At 61.5% G+C, this 20,135-nt stretch carries 16 protein-coding genes and 1 pseudogene; 3 read left to right on the plus strand and 14 right to left on the minus strand.

Going from position 1 to position 20,135, the window contains the following annotated elements:
• Positions 1–7: 7 nt before the first annotated feature.
• The 8 genes from pstB to PCO31110_RS10755 form a co-directional block, all read right to left on the minus strand.
• A complete protein-coding gene (gene pstB / locus PCO31110_RS10720) occupies positions 8–790 on the minus strand; it encodes a phosphate ABC transporter ATP-binding protein PstB (RefSeq protein WP_010805265.1) in 783 nt (260 codons plus the stop codon).
• A gap of 60 nt (positions 791–850) precedes the next feature.
• A complete protein-coding gene (pstA, locus tag PCO31110_RS10725) occupies positions 851–1,747 on the minus strand; it encodes a phosphate ABC transporter permease PstA (RefSeq protein WP_010805266.1) in 897 nt (298 codons plus the stop codon).
• Entirely contained in the window at positions 1,748–2,722 is a 975-nt protein-coding gene (gene pstC, locus PCO31110_RS10730) for a phosphate ABC transporter permease PstC (protein ID WP_010805267.1), read from the minus strand.
• Between the two features lie 136 nt (positions 2,723–2,858).
• Complete coding sequence (pstS, locus tag PCO31110_RS10735) at positions 2,859–3,893, minus strand: phosphate ABC transporter substrate-binding protein PstS (protein ID WP_010805268.1); 1,035 nt, start codon at positions 3,891–3,893, stop codon at positions 2,859–2,861.
• A 476-nt stretch (positions 3,894–4,369) separates the two neighbouring features.
• Entirely contained in the window at positions 4,370–5,713 is a 1,344-nt protein-coding gene (gene glmM / locus PCO31110_RS10740) for a phosphoglucosamine mutase (protein ID WP_150690393.1), read from the minus strand.
• A 193-nt stretch (positions 5,714–5,906) separates the two neighbouring features.
• On the minus strand, positions 5,907–6,686 hold the full coding sequence (gene folP, locus PCO31110_RS10745; RefSeq protein ID WP_010805270.1) for a dihydropteroate synthase: 780 nt from the start codon (positions 6,684–6,686) through the stop codon (positions 5,907–5,909).
• 421 nt (positions 6,687–7,107) lie between these two features.
• Positions 7,108–8,982: an ATP-dependent zinc metalloprotease FtsH gene (gene ftsH, locus PCO31110_RS10750; protein ID WP_010805271.1), complete on the minus strand. Its 1,875-nt coding sequence runs from the start codon at positions 8,980–8,982 to the stop codon at positions 7,108–7,110.
• Between the two features lie 119 nt (positions 8,983–9,101).
• On the minus strand, positions 9,102–9,752 hold the full coding sequence (locus PCO31110_RS10755; protein ID WP_150690394.1) for an RlmE family RNA methyltransferase: 651 nt from the start codon (positions 9,750–9,752) through the stop codon (positions 9,102–9,104).
• Positions 9,753–9,891: 139 nt separating this feature from the next.
• Between PCO31110_RS10755 and yhbY the strand changes: the two genes are divergently transcribed.
• Positions 9,892–10,392 (plus strand): ribosome assembly RNA-binding protein YhbY, encoded by a 501-nt coding sequence (gene yhbY, locus PCO31110_RS10760; RefSeq protein ID WP_150690395.1) that lies wholly within the window; start codon positions 9,892–9,894, stop codon positions 10,390–10,392.
• Positions 10,393–10,528: 136 nt separating this feature from the next.
• Here the strand turns inward: yhbY and PCO31110_RS10765 are convergent, their stop codons facing one another.
• The 6 genes from PCO31110_RS10765 to PCO31110_RS10790 form a co-directional block, all read right to left on the minus strand.
• Positions 10,529–11,044: a DUF4149 domain-containing protein gene (locus PCO31110_RS10765; RefSeq protein WP_010805274.1), complete on the minus strand. Its 516-nt coding sequence runs from the start codon at positions 11,042–11,044 to the stop codon at positions 10,529–10,531.
• Complete coding sequence (gene greA, locus PCO31110_RS10770) at positions 11,028–11,504, minus strand: transcription elongation factor GreA (protein WP_010805275.1); 477 nt, start codon at positions 11,502–11,504, stop codon at positions 11,028–11,030. The genes PCO31110_RS10765 and greA overlap by 17 nt, the downstream gene beginning before the upstream one ends.
• Before the next feature lie 289 nt (positions 11,505–11,793).
• The gene (gene carB / locus PCO31110_RS10775; RefSeq protein ID WP_010805276.1) at positions 11,794–15,036 is read right to left on the minus strand and encodes a carbamoyl-phosphate synthase large subunit; all 3,243 of its coding nucleotides are present in this window, start codon (positions 15,034–15,036) and stop codon (positions 11,794–11,796) included.
• Positions 15,037–15,054: 18 nt separating this feature from the next.
• The gene (gene leuE / locus PCO31110_RS10780; protein ID WP_010805277.1) at positions 15,055–15,723 is read right to left on the minus strand and encodes a leucine efflux protein LeuE; all 669 of its coding nucleotides are present in this window, start codon (positions 15,721–15,723) and stop codon (positions 15,055–15,057) included.
• Positions 15,724–15,768: 45 nt separating this feature from the next.
• Positions 15,769–16,914 carry a glutamine-hydrolyzing carbamoyl-phosphate synthase small subunit gene (carA, locus tag PCO31110_RS10785; RefSeq protein WP_010805278.1) on the minus strand — a complete coding sequence of 382 codons (1,146 nt, stop codon included), beginning with the start codon at positions 16,912–16,914 and terminating at the stop codon, positions 15,769–15,771.
• A 194-nt stretch (positions 16,915–17,108) separates the two neighbouring features.
• The gene (locus PCO31110_RS10790) at positions 17,109–17,870 is read right to left on the minus strand and encodes a FadR/GntR family transcriptional regulator (protein WP_010805279.1); all 762 of its coding nucleotides are present in this window, start codon (positions 17,868–17,870) and stop codon (positions 17,109–17,111) included.
• A gap of 368 nt (positions 17,871–18,238) precedes the next feature.
• On the opposite strand from PCO31110_RS10790, the gene PCO31110_RS10795 reads away from it, so the two are divergent.
• Both PCO31110_RS10795 and PCO31110_RS10800 read left to right on the plus strand, forming a co-directional pair.
• Positions 18,239–19,570, plus strand: coding sequence for a C4-dicarboxylate transporter DctA (locus tag PCO31110_RS10795; protein ID WP_010805280.1), 1,332 nt, complete (start codon positions 18,239–18,241; stop codon positions 19,568–19,570).
• Between the two features lie 86 nt (positions 19,571–19,656).
• A pseudogene (locus PCO31110_RS10800) lies at positions 19,657–20,135 on the plus strand (allantoicase); the annotation flags it as partial.

Below are 20,135 nucleotides of genomic sequence, written 5' to 3' on the forward strand. Positions count from 1 at the left end.
GTGGGCATCAACCGAAACGGCCGGTGATGTAGTCTTCGGTCTCTTTGCGGTCCGGCTTGATGAAGATCTTCTCGGTCTCGCCGAATTCGATCAGCTCGCCCAGGTACATGTAGGCTGTGAAGTCCGAGCAACGGGCGGCCTGCTGCATGTTGTGCGTGACGATCACCACCGTGTAGTCGTCTTTGAGTTCCGCGATCAGTTCTTCGATGCGGCCCGTGGAAATCGGGTCGAGCGCCGAGCACGGTTCGTCGAGCAGGAGCACTTCCGGACGGATCGCGATGCCACGTGCAATGCACAGACGCTGCTGCTGACCGCCCGACAGGCCGTAGCCCGACTGTTGTAGCTTGTCCTTGACTTCGCTCCACAATGCCGCCTTGGTCAGCGCCCACTCCACGCGGTCGTCCATTTCCGAGCGCGAGAGCTTTTCGAACAGACGTACGCCGAACGAGATGTTGTCGTAGATCGACATCGGGAACGGCGTGGGCTTCTGGAACACCATACCGACCTTCGCGCGCAGCAGCGCGATGTCCTGCTTCGCGGTCAGCAGGTTTTCGCCGTCCATATTGATCTCGCCCTCGGCGCGTTGCTCCGGATACAGGGCGTACATCTTGTTGAACGTGCGCAGCAGCGTCGACTTGCCGCAACCCGACGGGCCGATGAAGGCCGTGACCTTGCGGTCGGGAATGCGCAGGTTGATGTTCTTGAGCGCGTGATACTTGTCGTAGAAGAAGTTCAGGTTCTTGACTTCAATCTTCGAGGGCAGTTTGATTTCTTGCGTCGGATTCGTCATGTTCGTCTCAACCGTCAGGTTTGCGTCGTGTCGTAGCGTTGTGCCGTCTCGCATTGCCGGTTACTTCTTGGCAAACAGCGTGCGCGCCAGAATGTTCAGGAACAACACCCCGAGCGTGATGATGAACACACCCGCCCAGGCAAGCGCCTGCCACTCCGCAAACGGGCTCATGGCAAATTTGAAAATCGTGACCGGCAGGTTGGCCATCGGCTGGTTCAGGTTCATCGACCAGAACTGATTCGAGAGCGCCGTGAACAGCAGCGGGGCCGTCTCGCCTGCGATACGCGCCACGGCCAGCAGCACGCCCGTCACGATGCCGGCAATCGATGCCTTCAACGTGATCTTGACGATGATGCGCCACTTCGGCGTACCCAGCGCGAATGCGGCTTCACGCAAGTTGTTCGGCACCAGATTGAGCATGTTCTCCGTAGTACGGATCACGATGGGAATCTGTAGCAGCGCGAGCGAGATGATGCCGGCCCAGGCCGAGAAGTGACCCATCTGCGCCACGACCAGCGCGTACACGAACAGACCGATCACGATCGACGGGGCCGAAAGCAGAATGTCGTTGATGAAGCGCGTGATGCTGGCGAGCCACGACTTCTGGCCGTACTCCGCCAGATACACACCGGCCAGAACACCCAGCGGCGTGCCGACGAGGGTGGCCACACCGACCATCACGACACTGCCCGCGATGGCGTTGGCGAGGCCCCCGCCTGCCGTGTTCGGCGGCGGTGTCATTTCGGTGAACAGCGACAGCGACAAGCCGCCGATGCCCAGCGAGAGCGTGGTGTAGAGAATCCACAGCAGCCAGATCAGGCCGAAGGCCATCGCCGCGAGCGACATCGCGATCGCAAAGATGTTCTTGCGGCGGCGGTAGGCCTGCAACCGCACGCGGGTGAAGGCGTCGGTGGGCTTCACTGCCGGCGTTTCCAATTCGAGCGCTTGTTGGGTCATTTATTTACCTTCGCCCTTTTCCAGGCGCAGCAGCATGAGCTTGGACAGCGCCAGCACCACAAAGGTGATGAAGAAGAGAATCAGACCGAGTTCCATCAACGCCGACGTGTGCAGGCCGGGGCCCGCTTCGGCGAATTCATTGGCAAGTGCCGAGGTGATGCTGTTACCCGGCGAAAACAGCGAAATGTTATCGAGCAAGTTCGTATTGCCGATCACGAAGGTGACGGCCATGGTTTCGCCGAGCGCGCGGCCCAGGCCCAGCATGACGCCGCCGATGACACCCGTCTTCGTGAAGGGCAGCACCACGCGCCACATCACCTCCCAGGTCGTGCAACCAATGCCGTAGGCCGACTCCTTGAGCAGCACGGGCGTGACTTCGAACACGTCGCGCATGACCGAGGCGATGTACGGAATGATCATGATCGCGAGGATCACGCCGGCGGGCAGGATACCGATGCCGAGCGGCGGGCCCTGGAACAGCGCACCGATCACCGGCACATTGCCAAGCAGCGCACCCAGCGGCTTCTGGAAGTACTGGCTGAAGATCGGGGCGAAGACCAGCAGGCCCCACATCCCGTAGACGATACTCGGGATGGCAGCGAGCAGCTCGATGGCCGTGCCGAGCGGGCGGCGCAGCCACACGGGCGAGAGTTCAGTCAAAAACAGGGCAATGCCGAAGCTCACAGGCACGGCGATGAAGAGGGCGATGATGGACGTGACGATCGTGCCGTAGATAGGCACGAGCGCGCCGAATTGTTCTGCAGGAGGATCCCAGTCCTTCGTCCACAGGAAGGCGAAGCCAAACTTTTGAATCGACGGCAGCGCGCTGATGATCAGCGACACGATGATGCCACCGAGTAAAAGCAGTGTGACGAGAGCGGCGCCGCGAGTCAGCATCGCGAAAAGAAAGTCGCCTACGGAAGACGGAGCGCGCTGCGCGCCCGGTGTTGCGAGGGAACTGGTGGCTTCTGCCATGATGTCGTCTCAGCGTGAGCGCGCCGCCAGCCGTTGCCAGATCGGAGTTCGGGCTTCGGAACAGGCGGCGCGGATATTGCCGGTTTTGAGGTGCCAGGCAACACAACAGTGCATTGCCCGGCACCTGCAAGGTGCTTTAGATGCCAGCCTTGGTGGCCGACTCGGCAACCTTCGCCTTCCAGCCAGCACGGATCTGCTTCAGAACAGCTTCCGGCAGCGGAATGTAGTCCAGTTCCTTAGCCGTGTTCACGCCGTTCTTGAACGACCAGTCGAAGAACTTGAGCACTTCGGCGCTTTGCGCTTCCTTGCCGGCATCAGCCTTCTGGTGCACGAGCACGAAGGTGGCAGCCACGATCGGCCACGACTTGTCGCCCTTCTCGTTGGTCAGGATCTGGTAGAACGTCTTCGACCATTCGGCCTTGGCGGCAGCGGCAGCGAACGTCTCGGCGGTCGGCTCGACCGTCTTGCCTTCCGCGTTCGTCAGGGCCGTGTACGTCAGCTTGTTCTGCTTGGCGTAGGCCGACTCGACATAGCCGATGGCGCCCGGCAGACGTTGCACGAAGGCGGCGACGCCGTCGTTGCCCTTACCACCCGTACCCGTCGGCCAGTTGACCGTCGTGCCTTCGCCAACCTTGCTCTTCCATTCGGCGTTGACCTTCGACAGGTAGTTCGTGAACACGAAGCTCGTGCCCGAACCGTCGGCGCGGCGAACCACGGCGATATCGGTATCCGGCAGCTTGACCTTCGGGTTCAGCTTGGCGATGGCCGGATCGTTCCACTTCTTGATCTTGCCCAGGTAGATGTCGCCCAGCACTTCGCCCGACAGGACCAACTCGCCCGCCTTCACACCCGGCACGTTGATGACCGGCACAATGCCGCCGACAACCGTCGGGAACTGGAACAGGCCTTGCTTGGCCAGCTCTTCATCGGTCAGCGGAGCGTCCGAACCGGCGAAATCGACGGTCTTTGCCTGAATTTGCTTGATGCCGCCCGACGAACCGATGCCTTGATAGTTGACCTTGTTGGAGGTCGACTTTTGGTAAGCGTCGGCCCACTTGGTGTAGATCGGAGCAGCAAACGTGCTGCCTGCGCCGGTAATCTCGCCCGCAATCGCGCCAGCGGCGAACAGAACGCCAGCCAGGCCGGCAATCGCAGTCTTCATCAGCTTCATGGATTTCTCCGAGTTGGTGTGGTACAGCGTGTGGATGATTCGAAGAATAGGTTCAGAATGTGACAGTAATGTGTCATTTTCGAAACCTCACAATATTCGCGTCACAGAGCCGCCTCGGAATCGTCACATTGCATGCACTTCCCCTCCGCCCATGAGGACTTCCTAAGATCGTTGATTGGCGCGGGTTTCGGCGTGCTCCCCCAGCGTTTTTGGGGATGCAAGACGCGTGTTCGGCACGCGTGTCAGCCTCGTGACAATGACGAAGAAGTGTCGGAATTGGTCTGACAATGCGCAGCGCGCGCTGTCACAAATGTGAACGTACGGCGCAGTACATTGCCATGTTGGGAATCTGGCGATACGAACGATATGGGCGAGCCGCCAGAAGGGCTGCCGCCAGGAAGAGGTCGTTCGTTGAGTCCGGGAGAAGCCATTGCCTGCCGCCACACACGGTGACGGCCGCTGAGGTCAAAGACCGATCATGCCGCCGTTTTGACGATGTTTGCCAGTTGTTGGGCGAAGGAAGAGGCCTGTGAATCCTCTCTCGCCTCGACCATCACGCGCAGCACCGGCTCGGTTCCCGAAGCACGGATCAGCACGCGCCCCGTGTCTCCCAGCTTGGCCTCGATGGCATCACGCTCGGCGACCAGACGGCTGTCGCTCTGCCAATCGTACCCAGCTGGCGTGCGTACATTGATCATGTGCTGCGGGAACAGACGCACCCCATCCAGCAATTTCGCCAGCGGCTTGTTGTCCGCGCGGCGAATGGCCGCGAGTACCTGTAGGGCCGAGATGATCCCGTCGCCCGTGGTGTGCTTGTCCAGACACAGGATGTGGCCGGAGCCTTCCGCGCCGATCTGCCAGCCGTGCTTGTACAGTTGCTCAAGCACGTAGCGGTCACCGACCTTGGCGCGCACAAACGGCACGCCCAACCCCTTGAGCGCGACTTCCACCGCCATGTTGGTCATCAGCGTGCCCACCGCACCCTGCACACCACCGCTGTCCAGACGGTCCTTGACCAGCAGATACAGGAGTTCGTCGCCGTTATAGAGGCGCCCTGCCCCGTCGACGATCTGCAGGCGATCAGCGTCACCATCGAGCGCTACGCCGAGATCTGCGTGATTTGCCCGGACGGCGCGCATGAGTGCATCGGGTGCCGTCGCGCCGCAGTCCTGGTTGATGTTGAAGCCGTTCGGGTGGTTGCCGATCGCGATGACTTCGGCGCCCAACTCATGGAACACATGCGGGGCAATGTGATATGCCGCGCCGTTGGCGCAATCGACCACGATCTTCATGCCCCGAAGGTCGAATTCATTCGGGAACGTGCTCTTGCAAAACTCGATGTAGCGGCCCGCCGCGTCATCCAGGCGGCGTGCCTTACCAAGCTGCTCGGAGCGCACGCACGTCATCGGATTGTCCAGCTCAGCTTCGATCTCGAGCTCGGTCTGGTCCGGGAGCTTGTTGCCGTCTGCCGAGAAGAACTTGATGCCGTTGTCGTGGTACGGATTGTGCGACGCACTGATGACCACACCTGCTGCCAGACGCAACGCCCGCGTGAGGTACGCCACCGCCGGCGTAGGCATCGGGCCCGCCAACATGGTATCGACGCCTGCGGCAGCGAATCCGGCCTCCAACGCGGCTTCGAGCATATAACCGGAAACACGCGTGTCTTTGCCGATCAATACGGTCGGGCGGCCCGTCGTCTGACTCCCCGCAAGCGCGCGCCCAGCCGCATAACCGAGCCGCAGCACGAAATCCGGCGTGATCGGGCTCTCGCCCACCGTGCCGCGAATACCATCGGTTCCAAAATAGCGTCGTTTCATTGTTGCATTGTTCCCTGTTGATACGTCGCGCCGGTTGACGATTCGTACGCGCGCGTCTTTCGTTTTCTTCGTACCGTGTGTCATCGGACGATGCGGTACCGCACCGCCATTTTCCATGACATGCGTCCCCGCTCGGTCCCCGTCCGATTTTGCCGGGTTCGCCGTGGTCTGATCGACGCAGCCCGCGTCGGCCTTACTCGGCGTCGCGCACGGCTTGCCACACCTTGAGAGCATCGACCGTCTCGGCGACGTCGTGTACACGTACGATGGCGGCACCTTGCTGCGCGGCGCACATCGCGGCGGCAACGCTTGCCACCTGGCGCTCCTGCGGCGACTGGCGTCCCGTGATTTCGCCGAGCATCCGCTTTCGCGACATCCCGACGAGCAACGGGAGGCCATCGCGCGACAGCACCCGCAAGTGTTTGAGCAAGGCGAGATTATGAGCGAGACTCTTGCCGAAGCCGAATCCTGGGTCCAGATACAGGCGCGTGGGCGCAACACCCGCCGAGAGCAACGTGTCCACCCGGCCGTCGAGGAAGGCCGCAACTTCGGTGACGACATCGGTGTAGATCGGCGCGTCCTGCATGGTTTTGGGGTCGTGCAGCATGTGCATGATGCACAGCGCCGCCTCGCTGTCGCGCACTGCGTCGATAGCGCCCGGCTGCTGGAATCCCCAGATATCGTTGATCATGTCCGCGCCGGCGGCCAGTACGGCTCGCATGACGCCCGGTTTGTAAGTATCAATCGACAGCGGTACGCCACAGTCGCGCAACGCTTCGACAATCGGCACCACACGCTCGAGTTCGGCGTCTTCCGGCAACGCCTCGGCACCTGGGCGGGTCGACTCACCGCCAATGTCCAGGATGTCGGCACCGTCGGCGATCAACTGCTCTGCATGGCGCAGCGCGGCGTCGCGGGCGACGAACTTGCCACCGTCGGAAAACGAGTCCGGTGTCACATTCAGGATGCCCATGACGTGAACCCGGCGGGCATCGAGCCGGAATCGTGGCCCGAATGCCAGCGAGTCGGACTTGACCGGGGTATCGGATGTCTCACCCGACACTGCGATGTCATCTGTGCCAGAAGGGGGAGAAAGCATGGGTTGCGACTGCTCGGAGGACATTCGGAAGCTCGTAGCTCAGTAAGACGTATAGAGCAGCCCATTCGCGGAGAACGGATCTGCGCGCCCGGGGCACCGGGCATTGGCGTATGGCCGTAATGTTACCGGAATCGCCCGCCGTATCGACGGCGGAAACACTCCGTAACACCGAATTTACCCACATCCCTGGTATGGCCGCACTCAGCCGCCGGCAACACTGCCCCAGAATGCAAAAAGACCGGCGAGAGGCCGGTCTTTCTGGGATGACAGCACTTTCGCCTGCCAAGGCGTCCGTTTAGACGGTCGCCGGGGTGTTGCTGGGTTTGAGCGGCGGATTGCCACCCGACGCACCACCGTTCGCCGAACCGCTCTTCGGAGGACGCGGCGGACGGCCGTCCATGATGTCGCCAATCTGCTCGCCGTCGATCGTTTCCCATTCCATCAGGGCCTGGGTCATCGCTTCGACCTTGTCGCGATTGTCTTCCAGCAGCTTTCTGGCCAACGCGTATTGCTCGTCCAAAATGCGGCGGACTTCGCCGTCGACCTTCTGCTGCGTGGCTTCCGACACCGACTTCGACGACATCCGGCCGAACACCGAATCCTGCTCGGTATCGACATAGACCATCGGGCCCAGGGCGTCCGACATGCCGTAGCGGGTCACCATGTCGCGTGCAAGCTTGGTGGCACGCTCGAAGTCGTTCGAAGCGCCTGTCGACATCTTGTTGATGAACACTTCCTCTGCCGCACGACCGCCAAACAGGATGGCGATCTGCGTGAGCATCGTGTCGCGATACTCCGAGTACTTGTCGTGTTCCGGCAACTGCATCGTCAGGCCCAATGCCCAACCACGCGGGATGATCGTCACCTTGTGCACCGGATCGGCCTCCGGCAACAGCATAGCCACCACGGCGTGGCCCGACTCGTGATACGCCGTCGCACGGCGTTCCTCGTCGCGCATCACGGCGGACTTGCGCTCCGGACCCATGAAGATCTTGTCCTTGGCATCTTCGAAGTCGAGCATTTCGACGATGCGCTTGTTACGGCGCGCCGCGAACAACGCGGCTTCGTTCACCAGGTTCGCGAGATCCGCACCCGACATGCCCGGCGTACCACGTGCAATGACCGATGCATCAACGTCGTTGGAGATCGGCACCTTGCGCAGGTGCACCTTCAGAATCTGCTCACGGCCGCGGATGTCCGGCAGACCGACGTAGACCTGACGGTCGAAACGGCCCGGACGCAGCAGCGCCTTGTCGAGCACATCCGAACGGTTGGTCGCGGCGATCACGATCACACCCGAGTTGGCTTCGAAGCCGTCCATCTCGACGAGCATCTGGTTCAGCGTCTGTTCGCGCTCGTCGTTACCGCCGCCCATGCCGGCGCCACGATGGCGGCCGACGGCGTCGATTTCGTCGATGAACACGATACAGGGTGACTGCTTCTTCGCGTTTTCGAACATGTCGCGAACACGGGCAGCCCCCACGCCGACGAACATTTCCACGAAGTCCGAGCCCGAGATGCTGAAGAACGGCACCTTGGCTTCGCCGGCAATAGCACGCGCCAGCAACGTCTTACCGGTTCCCGGCGGGCCGACAAGCAGCACACCGCGCGGAATACGGCCGCCCAGCTTCTGGAATTTCTGAGGATCTTTCAGGAAGTCGACCAGTTCGCCGACTTCGTACTTGGCTTCGTCGCAGCCGGCGACATCGGCAAAGGTGACCGGATTGGCATTTTCATCGATGAGACGCGCGCGGGATTTACCGAAGGAAAAGGCACCGCCCTTACCCCCGCCCTGCATCTGTCGCATCATGTAGAACCAGAAGCCGATGATCAGCAACGTAGGTCCGAGGTAGTAGAGAGCGGACATGAGCACGTTCGGTTCGTCGTCGGCCTTACCCGAGACCTGAACGCCGTACTTCATGAGATCGCCCACCATCCAGATGTCGCCAGGCGACACGATGGTGTATTTCTGGCCGTCGCTAGGCGTCACCTGAAGGCTGCGCCCCTGCACCACCACGTTCTTGATCTTGCCGTTCTTGGCATCGTCCATGAACTGGGAGTACGTCACGCCCTCCTGGACGTGCGGCTTGTCGAACTGTTTAAAAACAGTAAACAAGACCAGCGCGATGACTAACCACACCGCCGCTTTGGAAAACATATTATTGTTCAAAGCGTTGCTCCTTCATGAAATCGCTTCGCGCCAAGAATTCATTCTAATCCACTCGAAGGCGCACCGCCATAGTGATTCTCTACCGCCACCATAGCGCCAGTGCGCCGGTTTGACGGGCATCAACCCGGATTTTTCAGACCCCGACCGAGAATGAACGTTTCGGAAGATTTGTCCCGTGACGCCTTGGGCTTACGCGGCGCCACCGTTTTGAACTGATGTTTGAACTTTTCGACAATCTGGCTATAGCCGCTGCCGTGAAAACATTTGACCAGTAATGCCCCCTCTGGTTTCAGGTGGCGCTGAGCAAAATCCAACGCGAGATCGCACAAATGCTCGATTCGCGCCGCATCGGCCGATGCCACACCCGACAAGTTGGGGGCCATATCGGAAACTACAAGGTCAACTTTGCGTCCCGCCACAATTTCTTCCAACTGCTCGAGCACGCTGTCCTCGCGGAAATCGCCCTGCAGGAAGTGGACGTCGGCAATCGGCTCCATCGGCAGAATATCCAGCGCGATGATGGTGCCGTCGATGCCCCCCTCGACCCGCTTGCCGCCCGCGAGCTTGTTGCGCGCGTACTGACTCCAGCTGCCGGGGGTCGACCCGAGGTCGACAATGATCTGGCCCGGCTTGATCAGCCGGTCCTGCTCGTCGATCTCTTTGAGTTTGTACGCTGCGCGGGCCCGATAGCCTTCGCGCTGCGCCATTTTGACGTAGGGATCGTTGATGTGATCGTGCAGCCACGCGTGGCTGAAACGGTTTTTTGCCATAATTCTTCAAAAACGCTGCGAATTTGCAGGATAATACGCCCTTGCGCGCCCAAAATCCGTTAGCCAGCCAGCAGTCGCTACAGGCGTTCCGGCCACCGTTTGCGGGCGCATCCTAACTCGTTTGTCTCGTCTGTCTTCTATGCCCGCTTTGACCCTGACCCCGGCGCAACGCGCCGACTTGCGCTCCGCCGCCCATGCGCTGAATCCTGTCGTTCTGATCGGCGCCGACGGCTTGACGCCGGCGGTGCTCAAGGAAATCGACGGCGCCCTTAAGGCCCACGAACTGATCAAGGTGCGTGTTTTCGGCGACGAACGCGACGCGCGCGTGGCCATCTACGAATCCATCTGCGACCAACTCGGTGCAGCGCCGGTGCAACACATCGGCAAGCTGCTTGTCCTGTACCGCCCCACGCCGGACGAAAAGGAAATGCCGGTTCGCGGCAGAACCAGCGGCACTGGCGCAACGGTCAAGGGCCGTGCTCCGCGTACCGTCACGGTCGTCAAGAGCAGCACCAACGCCGGACGTCGCCCCACAGTCAAGAAAGTCACCGTCGCCGGCAACGAGCGCATGACCGCGGGTGGTATCGTCAAGCGCGCCAAAAAGCGCCAGACCAGCGTCAAGCGCCAGCGCAACGACTAAGCAGATGGCGGCGGATCAAGCACGTTCCGCCAGCCCTCGAAAAGACGCGCCCTGACATCGTCGGGCGCGTTTTTTATTGGGTGTCGCGATTAGGCGGCAAGCCGTGAAGCCCGCACCGTCGCGCGCCCTGCGGCATTTAGCCGCGTACCGGCTGACGCCAGATCAGCGCAATGCCAAGCAGGCTTTGCAGCAAATAAATACCGCTGGAAATGCCGTGGAGCATGCCGAAGCGCGCAGCAAAGGGCGACTGACCGATCTCAACACCGGACGCTTGCGCCTGTGCACGCAGATCCGCCATGAATGGCTGCAAGCCAAACCAGCTGACCAGCACACAGACCATCATCGCTACCGCCAGCCAGCGCAGGCCGCGATAGCAGCGCGCAGCGCGGGCATCGCTCGTGCGGGCGATAAGTGCCGTTGCGAGCCAGACCAGCAGCACTCCGCAAACCAGGCTCAGCCAGGCTTGTGTGTGAAACAGCCGGCCCGCGACCGTGCCGGCCATCGTGCGAGACTCCAGCACGACGAAGAGCGTGGGCGCAACGATATAGCCGATGGCCCACTGACTACCGCACCAGACGGTCGCGATCAGGCGGAACAGACGTTCGAGCCGCGGCGCGCCGCCAGTTGACGTCACGTCAGACGTAGCGGACATCGATGATCTCGTACTCACGCACACCGCTCGGGGCCTGCACTTCGGCCACGTCGCCTGCGTACTTACCGATGAGCGCCCGCGCGATCGGCGAACTCACCGAAATCTTGCCGTGCTCCAGATCGGCTTCATCGTCGCCCACGATCTGATACTGAACCGTGCCGCCGTTCTCGAGGTCTTCGAGTTCGACCGTGGCGGCAAACACCACGCGACCTTCGGCATCGAGTACCGACGGATCGATGATTTGGGCCGCTGAGAGCTTCGATTCGAGATCGGCAATGCGCCCCTCGATAAAACCCTGTTTCTCCTTCGCGGCGTCGTACTCCGCGTTTTCCGACAGATCACCCTGCGCACGGGCTTCAGCAATCGCAGTGATCACGTTCGGACGTTCGACGGACTTCAGGCGGTGCAGCTCTTCCTTGAGCAGCTCCGCGCCCCGTTTGGTCAGAGGAATGGTACTCATGCGCGTTGTTCCGAAAGACAAAAAAATTGCCGCAGCAAAGCCGCATTCGCACTTTTCGCGAACGCCGCTTGACCGCGGCTGTGACACCTATGTGGCGTTAGTGTAGCAGAGTTGTCGACGCTGCCAACCGGAGGGCTGGCAGCGTGGCATTCCGCTATAGATGGAGCATTGGTCGCCACCGACGGAGATCGGTTCCCCGGCGTGCGCGCCATATTTTTGAGACTTCGCCCAGGGTAGCGAACCACGCCCGGGCATATCCCTCGCTTACCCGCCTCGGGCGGGCGGGCATTCAGGCCGGCAGCAAAGCGTGCAGGCCCTGGAGATCGTACACCTCGAGGTTCTGCAGATACTTCAGGCCCTCCACTGCCGCACGGGCACCCGAGATCGTCGTGTAATACGTGACCTTGTGTGCTTGTGCCGACATACGGATCGAGCGCGAATCGGCAATTGCCGTACGGGTCTCGTCCACCGTAGTGAACACGAGGGCAATCTCGCCGTTCTTGATCATGTCGACAATGTGCGGACGACCGTCCTTCACCTTGTTGACCACGCGCACCGGGATGCCGGCCGCTTCGATCGCTGCCGCCGTGCCGCGCGTGGCCACAATCGGGTAGCCCAGCGCGTGCAGCATGCGCGCGACTTCGACGGCGCGCGGCTTGTCGGCATCCTTGACCGTGAGCAGCACCGTACCCGAGGCCGGCAGGCGCGAGCCAGCAGCCAGTTGCGACTTGAAGAGCGCCTCACCGAACGTGCGGCCGACACCCATCACCTCACCCGTCGAGCGCATTTCCGGTCCGAGCACCGGGTCGACGCCCGGGAACTTCACGAACGGGAACACGGCTTCCTTGACGCTGAAGTACGGCGGCGTCACTTCGCTCGTCACGCCTTGCGACTTGAGCGACTGGCCAACCATCGCGCGAGCGGCGATCTTGGCCAGTTGGCGGCCGGTCGCCTTCGAGACATACGGCACCGTACGCGACGCGCGCGGGTTCACTTCCAGCACGTAGATCGTGTCGACGCCGCTGCCCTGTTGAATCGCGAACTGCACGTTCATCAGGCCTACCACGTTGAGCGCACGGGCCATCGCGGCCGTCTGACGCTTGAGTTCGGCGATCGTCTCGGCCGACAGCGAGTAAGGCGGCAGCGAGCAAGCCGAGTCGCCCGAGTGGACGCCCGCCTGTTCGATGTGCTCCATCACGCCGCCGATGTAGACATCCGTGCCGTCCGAGATGCAGTCGACGTCGCACTCGATGGCGTCGTCGAGGAAGCGGTCGAGCAGCACAGGGCTGTCGTTGCTCACCTTGACGGCTTCGCGCATGTAGCGCTCGAGGTCGCGCGGTTCGTGGACGATTTCCATGGCACGGCCACCCAGCACGTACGACGGACGCACAACCAGCGGATAACCGATTTCGGCGGCGAGCTTCAGCGCCTGGTCTTCGGCACGGGCGGTACGGTTCGGCGGCTGACGCAGACCGAGATCATGCAGCAGCTTCTGGAAGCGCTCGCGGTCTTCGGCGGCGTCGATCATGTCGGGGCTCGTGCCGACGATGGGCACACCGTTCGCTTCGAGATCGAGGGCGAGCTTGAGCGGGGTCTGACCACCGTATTGCACGATCACGCCGACCGGCTTTTCGAGGTCGACGATTTCCAGCACGTCTTCCAGCGTCACCGGCTCGAAGTACAGACGATCCGACGTATCGTAGTCCGTCGACACCGTTTCCGGGTTGCAGTTGACCATGATGGTCTCGTACCCGTCGTCACGCAGCGCGAGGGCCGCGTGCACGCAGCAGTAATCGAACTCGATACCCTGACCAATACGGTTCGGGCCGCCGCCCAGCACCATGACCTTCTTCTTGTTGGTCGGCTGGGCTTCGCACTCTTCCTCATAGGTCGAGTACATATAAGCGGTGTTGGTCGAGAACTCCGCGGCACAGGTGTCCACACGCTTGTAGACCGGGCGCACCTTCTGTGCGATGCGGGCGCGGCGCACGGCGGTCTGGTCGGTGCCGAGCAGCTTGGCCAGGCGGCGATCCGAGAAACCGCTCTGCTTGAGGAAGCGCAGTTCGTCGGTCGTCAGGCTTTCCAGTGTGCGGCCAGCCAGTGCCTGTTCCTTCTTGACGATGGCTTCGAGCTGGGCGAGGAACCACGGGTCAATGGCCGTCTCGGCGTACACCTCTTCGAGGCTCATCCCCAGGCGGAATGCATCGCCCACGTACCAGATACGGTCCGGGCCCGGCTCGCCGATTTCGGCAACGATCTCGTCGCGGTCGGTCGACTTTTCATCCAGACCGTCCACGCCGACTTCCAGACCGCGCATGGCCTTCTGGAACGATTCCTGGAACGTGCGGCCCATGGCCATCACTTCGCCAACCGACTTCATCTGCGTCGTCAGGCGGGGGTCGGCTTCGCGGAACTTCTCGAAGGCAAAGCGCGGCACCTTGGTCACGACGTAGTCGATGGTCGGTTCGAACGAGGCCGGCGTGGCTCCGCCGGTGATCTCGTTGCGCAGTTCGTCGAGCGTGTAACCGATCGCCAGCTTGGCGGCGATCTTCGCGATCGGGAAGCCAGTCGCCTTCGAGGCGAGGGCCGAAGAGCGCGACACACGCGGGTTCATTTCGATGACGACCATACGGCCGTCCTTCGGGTTGATCGAGAACTGGACGTTCGAGCCGCCCGTCTCCACGCCGATTTCGCGCAACACTGCCAGCGATGCATTACGCAGCAGTTGGTATTCCTTGTCGGTCAGCGTCTGGGCCGGTGCGACAGTGATCGAGTCGCCGGTGTGGACCCCCATCGGGTCGAGGTTCTCGATCGAGCAAACGATGATGCAGTTATCGGCGCGGTCGCGCACAACTTCCATCTCGTATTCCTTCCAGCCCAGCAGCGACTCTTCGATGAGCAGTTCGCGCGTGGGCGAGAGGTCGAGGCCGCGCTTGCAGATCTCTTCGAATTCTTCGCGATTGTAGGCAATGCCGCCGCCCGAGCCGCCGAGCGTGAACGACGGGCGGATTACCATCGGGTAGCCGCTACCGCCGATTTCAGCCGTGATCTGGGCCTGCACGGCGAGGGCGTCTTCCATCGAGTGGGCGATGCCCGACTTGGCCGAACCGAGACCGATCTTGGTCATCGCGTCCTTGAACTTCAGACGGTCTTCGGCTTTGTCGATGGCTTCCGGCGACGCGCCGATCAGTTCCACCTTGTACTTGTCGAGCACGCCGTGGCGATGCAGGTCGAGCGCGCAATTAAGCGCGGTCTGGCCACCCATCGTCGGCAGGATGGCATCCGGGCGTTCCTTGGCGATGATGCGCTCGACGACTTCCCAAGTAATCGGTTCGATGTAGGTCACATCGGCCGTGTCCGGGTCGGTCATGATCGTGGCAGGGTTGCTGTTGATCAGGATGACCTTGTAGCCTTCCTCGCGCAGTGCCTTGCAGGCTTGTGCGCCGGAATAGTCGAATTCGCATGCCTGACCGATGATGATCGGGCCGGCGCCGATGATGAGGATGCTCTTGATGTCTGTGCGCTTTGGCATAACGTTCTCAACAAAAATTTAACTCAGCGTCGCGGTCGCGAGCTTCACACCGAAGCCGACGAACAGCGCGCCCACGCCGCCGGTTGCCCCGGCGCTCAACCGGCGACGTTGCCGGAAGTGCTCGGCCAGGCGGTAACCGGCCAGGATCAGCGTGCTCAGATACAGGAAACTGCAGGTCTGCACGATCACACCCAGCACCGCAAACGACACGGCGGGGTAGGCGTAGCCCGGATCGACGAACTGGATGAAAAACGACACGCAGAACAGGATTGCCTTCGGGTTCAGCAGACTGATGAACAGTGCGCGCTTGAACGGGTGGTCTGCATCCACCGGCTTGGGCGCCACAACGGCTGCGCCCTCATTCGCCCGCGCGGCTCGCGCGTTGGCGAGCGCGCCGCGCAGCATGTTCAGGCCCATCCAGCAAAGGTAGGCCGCACCGAGATACTTCACCACGAAGAACAGCGCCGGCTGCGCGTGCAGCAGCGACGCCACGCCGGCGGCTGCCAGCGTCATGAGGATGGTGTCGCCGAGAAACACGCCGCAAGCCCCTGCGTAACCGTGACGAACACCGCGCTGGGCTGCCACCGACAGCACATAGAGCGAGTTCGGTCCCGGCAGCAGAATGACCACCACCACGCCGGCCAGATAGGTCCAGAGGTTGACGATGCCGATCGAGTTTCCGAGCATGATGCGCGCGTCCTTATCCTTATCCGAGTCTCGTCGAGCCTGTGCTTACGCGGGCTGCTTGGCGTCGACCATCGACTGCACGAATCGGTCGAACAGATAGCCGATGTCATGCGGGCCCGGCGAGGCTTCCGGGTGCCCCTGGAAGCAGAATGCCGGGCGATCCGTCAGCTCGAAGCCTTGCAGCGTGCCGTCGAACAGCGAAACGTGCGAGACGCGCGCATTGGCCGGCAGGCTGTTCGCATCCACGGCAAAGCCGTGGTTTTGCGAGGTGATCACCACACGACCGGTCGCGAGATCCTTGACCGGGTGATTGGCACCGTGGTGGCCGGTCTTCATCTTGAGCGTTTTGGCACCGACGGCCAGCCCCATGATCTGGTGGCCGAGGCAGATACCGAAGGTCGGGATGCGGCGCTCGAGGAACGTCTTCGTGGCGGCGATGGCGTAATCGCACGGCTCGGGGTCGCCGGGGCCGTTCGAGAGGAACACGCCGTCCGGGTTCAGGGCAAACACATCGTCGGCCGAGCTTTGGGCGGGCAGCACGGTGACCTTGCAGCCACGTTCGGCGAGCATGCGCAGAATGTTGCGCTTGACGCCGTAGTCGAGAGCGACCACATGGAATTTCGGGTCTTTCTGCTCACCGTAGCCTTCGCCCAGACGCCATTCCGTTTCTGTCCACGAGTACTTCTGCGTGGTCGAGACGACCTTGGCGAGATCCATACCGGCGAGTCCCGGGAAGGATTGGGCGAGTGCGATGGCCTTGCCTTCATCGGCTTCTTCCCCGGCAAGGATGCAACCGTTCTGAGCGCCCTTCTCGCGCAGAATACGGGTCAGACGGCGCGTATCGATGCCGGCGATGGCAACGACGCCTTCATCCTTCAGGTATTGCGAGAGCGTCTTGTTGGCTCGGAAATTCGAGTCGAGGATCGGCAGATCCTTGATGATCAGGCCTGCGGCATGGACTTTCGTGGCTTCGACGTCTTCACCGTTGACGCCCGTGTTGCCGATGTGCGGATACGTCAACGTGACGATCTGACGCGCATAGCTGGGGTCGGTGAGGATTTCCTGATAGCCGGTAATGGCCGTGTTGAACACGACTTCACCGATGGTGTGACCGGCAGCGCCGATGGCGTACCCACGAAAGACCGTGCCGTCAGCGAGCGCGAGAATGGCGGGTGGGAATGACGGCAGCACGGGAAACTCCTGAAGGGTTCACCCCGGCTGCCAGCTCCATCGTCCGCCGCGATGACATCAGCGCGGGCACCGGAATTGCGCGGAATATGCGCACAGCGGATGCTCGGACTGCGGACGAGATGTCAGGCGGGTAGGCGCTAGGGTGAGGGTTAAATGACTAAAACCTTCAAAGTATAGCGCAAATCCCATTCATCTCAAAGCTGAACGTGTCGCGCATCAGTACGCTCTGCGTTCTCCCGGAGGGAGAGGCCGCCGGCTGACGAATACGCAGAGGGGATAGGGAAATGAATGCCCGCCCGCTGGGCTGCCAGCACGATATGGCGCTCCATCGCGGCCCCTGCGGCGGCGCCGTCGCGGCGTCGCAGGGCGTCGAGGATCTCCAGATGTTCATGATAGGTGGAAAGCACCAGTTCACGTTGGTAGAACGGCAGGCGCTGGCTTTCCATGACGATGTCCGTACTGCCGCGCAGGATATCGGCAATGGCGGCGTTCCCCGCGAGTCCCACAATGCGCAGATGGAACGCGAAATCGAGTTGCGCGGCGGTATCGACGTCGCCGTCAATTAGCGCCCCCTTCATCGTTTCGACGTTATCCGTGAGCCATTCCATTTCGCTGGCGCTGGCGGCATGAGCGGCGAGCCGGGCGGCGAAACCTTCGAGTGCATAGCGCAGCTGATACGTGTCGGCGAGCGAGATCTGGTCGGCGAACCGCCAGGCAACGCCCCTGCGCGCCGAGGCGTCGTTCACATAGACACCTTTGCCGGGGCGGATGGCCACCATGCCGAGCGCCTCGAGCGTCGAGAGGGCTTCGCGCAGCGAAGCGCGGCTAATGGCCAGCTCCTCGGCGAGTTGGCGCTGCGAAGGAAGCATGGCGCCGGCCGGATAGACCTGACGTTCAATGCGCTCGCGGATAGTGACGACGGCGGCGTCGGTTACGGCATGCGCCGAATGCTTCATGAGGCCTCACAAAAAATGCGGGGATACGTATGGTGCATTGTACGACGCCAAATATCCCCTCACGCGCTCCGGCAGCCGTTGTGCAGGGGATATCGCCACACTCGACGAAGCGACCGTGGAAATTCGCCCTTCCATAGGGAATCCCCTCAGAAGCCGCGTCTTGACCGGACTATATTGGCTTTCTAATATTCCCCATAACATCACTGGTCAGACCGGTATGACTTGTTTGAAAGCCTTGCTGGTGTTGGCGGGTGCCGAGCGCGCCAAGGTGATGTTGCCGTACAGAAATCAGCCCCCGAGAGCAGTCCGTCCGACATAGAAATCGCGAAATCCGAGAGAGTGATTTGCGCAGGCAGAGGAGACAAACCATGCCCAAGCTGTTCCGTTCGTTGTTTGGCCGAGTCGTCATTGCGTTGATAGCGGGTGTGGCGCTTGGTATTTGGTTTCCGCAGTTGGGAGAGTCGTTGCGTCCGTTGGGCGATGGCTTTCTGAAGCTGATCAAGATGGTCATTGGACCGATCGTCTTCTGTGTGGTTGTGAGTGGCATGGCGAGTGCGGGTGATTTGCGCAAAGTTGGCCGAGTGGGAATCAAGGCCGTCGTGTACTTCGAGATCATCACCACCTTCGCGTTGGTCATCGGTGCAGTGCTGGCATGGGTGACACGGCCGGGCGAGGGAATGAATATCGACATTCGCAGTCTCGATCCGAGCGCGATGGCGGCGTACACCGAGAATGCGAAGGGGTTGAAAGACACCGCTGGCTTCTTGTTGAAGATCATTCCCAACACCATTACCGACGCCTTTGCCAAGGGTGACATTCTGCAGATCCTCGTCTTCTCGGTCATGTTCGGCTGCGCGTTGGCGGCCCTTGGCGAGCGGGGCCGTCCGGTGGCGCGATTCATTGAAGACCTGAGCCATGTCTTCTTCCGCGTGATGGCATTCATCATCCGGCTGGCACCGCTGGGCGTATTGGGCGCGGTGGCTTTCACCACGGGCAAATACGGTGCGTCATCGCTCAAGCAATTGGGCTTGTTGGTGCTCGTGTTCTACGTGAGTTGTTTCGTCTTCGTCACCGTAGTGTTGGGGGGCGTATTGCGTCTGGCGGGCTTCAACATCTTCAAGTTCATCAAATACTTCCGCGAAGAGTTGTCCATCGTGTTGGGCACGGCGTCGTCCGATGCTGTGTTGCCCGCGATCATGCGCAAGCTCGAGTGGATGGGCATCAAGAAGTCGACGGTAGGCCTGGTCGTGCCGACGGGGTACTCCTTCAACCTCGACGGCTTCTCCATCTACCTGACGCTTGCGGTCATCTTCATTGCCCAGGCGACCAACACACCGTTATCCATGCATGACCTGATCCTTGTAGTGCTCGTGTCCTTGCTCACGTCCAAGGGGGCGCATGGCATTCCGGGGTCGGCCATTGTGATTCTGGCGGCGACGCTCGCGGCCATCCCGGCGATCCCCGTCATTGGCCTGGTTTTGATCTTGCCGGTCGACTGGTTCGTTGGCATTGCCCGGGCCATTACCAACCTGCTGGGCAACTGCGTGGCGACGCTCGTTGTGGCGGCATGGGAAAAAGACGTCGACTTTGCGAGGGCACACAAAGTGCTCGATGGCGCCCTGCCCTACGAGCCGATGGCAGCGTCGTCGGAAGATCGCACAGAGGGCAATGCCCCGACCAATGCAGCGGTGACGCCATAAACATCGCGGCGTAAGCCGAGAGTGAAATCGAACAAATCTTCTGCCGACGCGAGACGTCGGCACCTTTATCTGGAGTGAAAAGCAACATGGCCCTCGTTCCGCAAGATCCGAACGCACCGGAATTCGTGCGCCGTTACGTCAATCTGGCCGATCCGCGCCTGGGTGCGCAGGCATTGGAGGCCAGCGACGAATTCTTCGCGGCCAAAGAGCGCATGCTCAATCCTGAGCCGGCCGTCTTCATCCCCGGCAAATACGACGACAACGGCAAGTGGATGGATGGTTGGGAGACGCGTCGCAAGCGCGTGAACGGCTACGACTGGTGCGTGGTCAAGCTCGCGCGTCCGGGCGTGTTGTTCGGCGTCGATTTGGACACCAGCCACTTCACCGGCAACTTCCCGCCCGCGGCGTCGCTCGAGGGCTGCTACAGCCCGGATGGCGCACCGGGCGAGGCGGCCGAATGGTTCGAACTGCTCGCCTCGACCACGCTGCAGGGCAACTCGCATCACTACCACGCGATCATCAACCCGCGTGCGGCGACCCATGTGCGTGTGAACCTGTACCCCGA

This window comes from Pandoraea communis (genome assembly GCF_902459745.1).
Lineage (GTDB): Bacteria > Pseudomonadota > Gammaproteobacteria > Burkholderiales > Burkholderiaceae > Pandoraea > Pandoraea communis.

What these genes read in the sequence shown, in the direction of transcription:
- PCO31110_RS10795 (WP_010805280.1), top strand. Translation starts at nt 18,239, where the DNA reads ATGCCCAAGCTGTTCCGTTCGTTGTTTGGCCGAGTCGTCATTGCGTTG.
- PCO31110_RS10790 (WP_010805279.1), bottom strand. Translation starts at nt 17,870, where the DNA reads ATGAAGCATTCGGCGCATGCCGTAACCGACGCCGCCGTCGTCACTATC.
- carB (WP_010805276.1), bottom strand. Translation starts at nt 15,036, where the DNA reads ATGCCAAAGCGCACAGACATCAAGAGCATCCTCATCATCGGCGCCGGC.
- pstS (WP_010805268.1), bottom strand. Translation starts at nt 3,893, where the DNA reads ATGAAGCTGATGAAGACTGCGATTGCCGGCCTGGCTGGCGTTCTGTTC.
- greA (WP_010805275.1), bottom strand. Translation starts at nt 11,504, where the DNA reads ATGAGTACCATTCCTCTGACCAAACGGGGCGCGGAGCTGCTCAAGGAA.
- pstB (WP_010805265.1), bottom strand. Translation starts at nt 790, where the DNA reads ATGACGAATCCGACGCAAGAAATCAAACTGCCCTCGAAGATTGAAGTC.
- leuE (WP_010805277.1), bottom strand. Translation starts at nt 15,723, where the DNA reads ATGCTCGGAAACTCGATCGGCATCGTCAACCTCTGGACCTATCTGGCC.
- PCO31110_RS10755 (WP_150690394.1), bottom strand. Translation starts at nt 9,752, where the DNA reads ATGGCAAAAAACCGTTTCAGCCACGCGTGGCTGCACGATCACATCAAC.
- PCO31110_RS10765 (WP_010805274.1), bottom strand. Translation starts at nt 11,044, where the DNA reads ATGTCCGCTACGTCTGACGTGACGTCAACTGGCGGCGCGCCGCGGCTC.
- pstA (WP_010805266.1), bottom strand. Translation starts at nt 1,747, where the DNA reads ATGACCCAACAAGCGCTCGAATTGGAAACGCCGGCAGTGAAGCCCACC.
- yhbY (WP_150690395.1), top strand. Translation starts at nt 9,892, where the DNA reads ATGCCCGCTTTGACCCTGACCCCGGCGCAACGCGCCGACTTGCGCTCC.
- glmM (WP_150690393.1), bottom strand. Translation starts at nt 5,713, where the DNA reads ATGAAACGACGCTATTTTGGAACCGATGGTATTCGCGGCACGGTGGGC.
- pstC (WP_010805267.1), bottom strand. Translation starts at nt 2,722, where the DNA reads ATGGCAGAAGCCACCAGTTCCCTCGCAACACCGGGCGCGCAGCGCGCT.
- folP (WP_010805270.1), bottom strand. Translation starts at nt 6,686, where the DNA reads ATGGGCATCCTGAATGTGACACCGGACTCGTTTTCCGACGGTGGCAAG.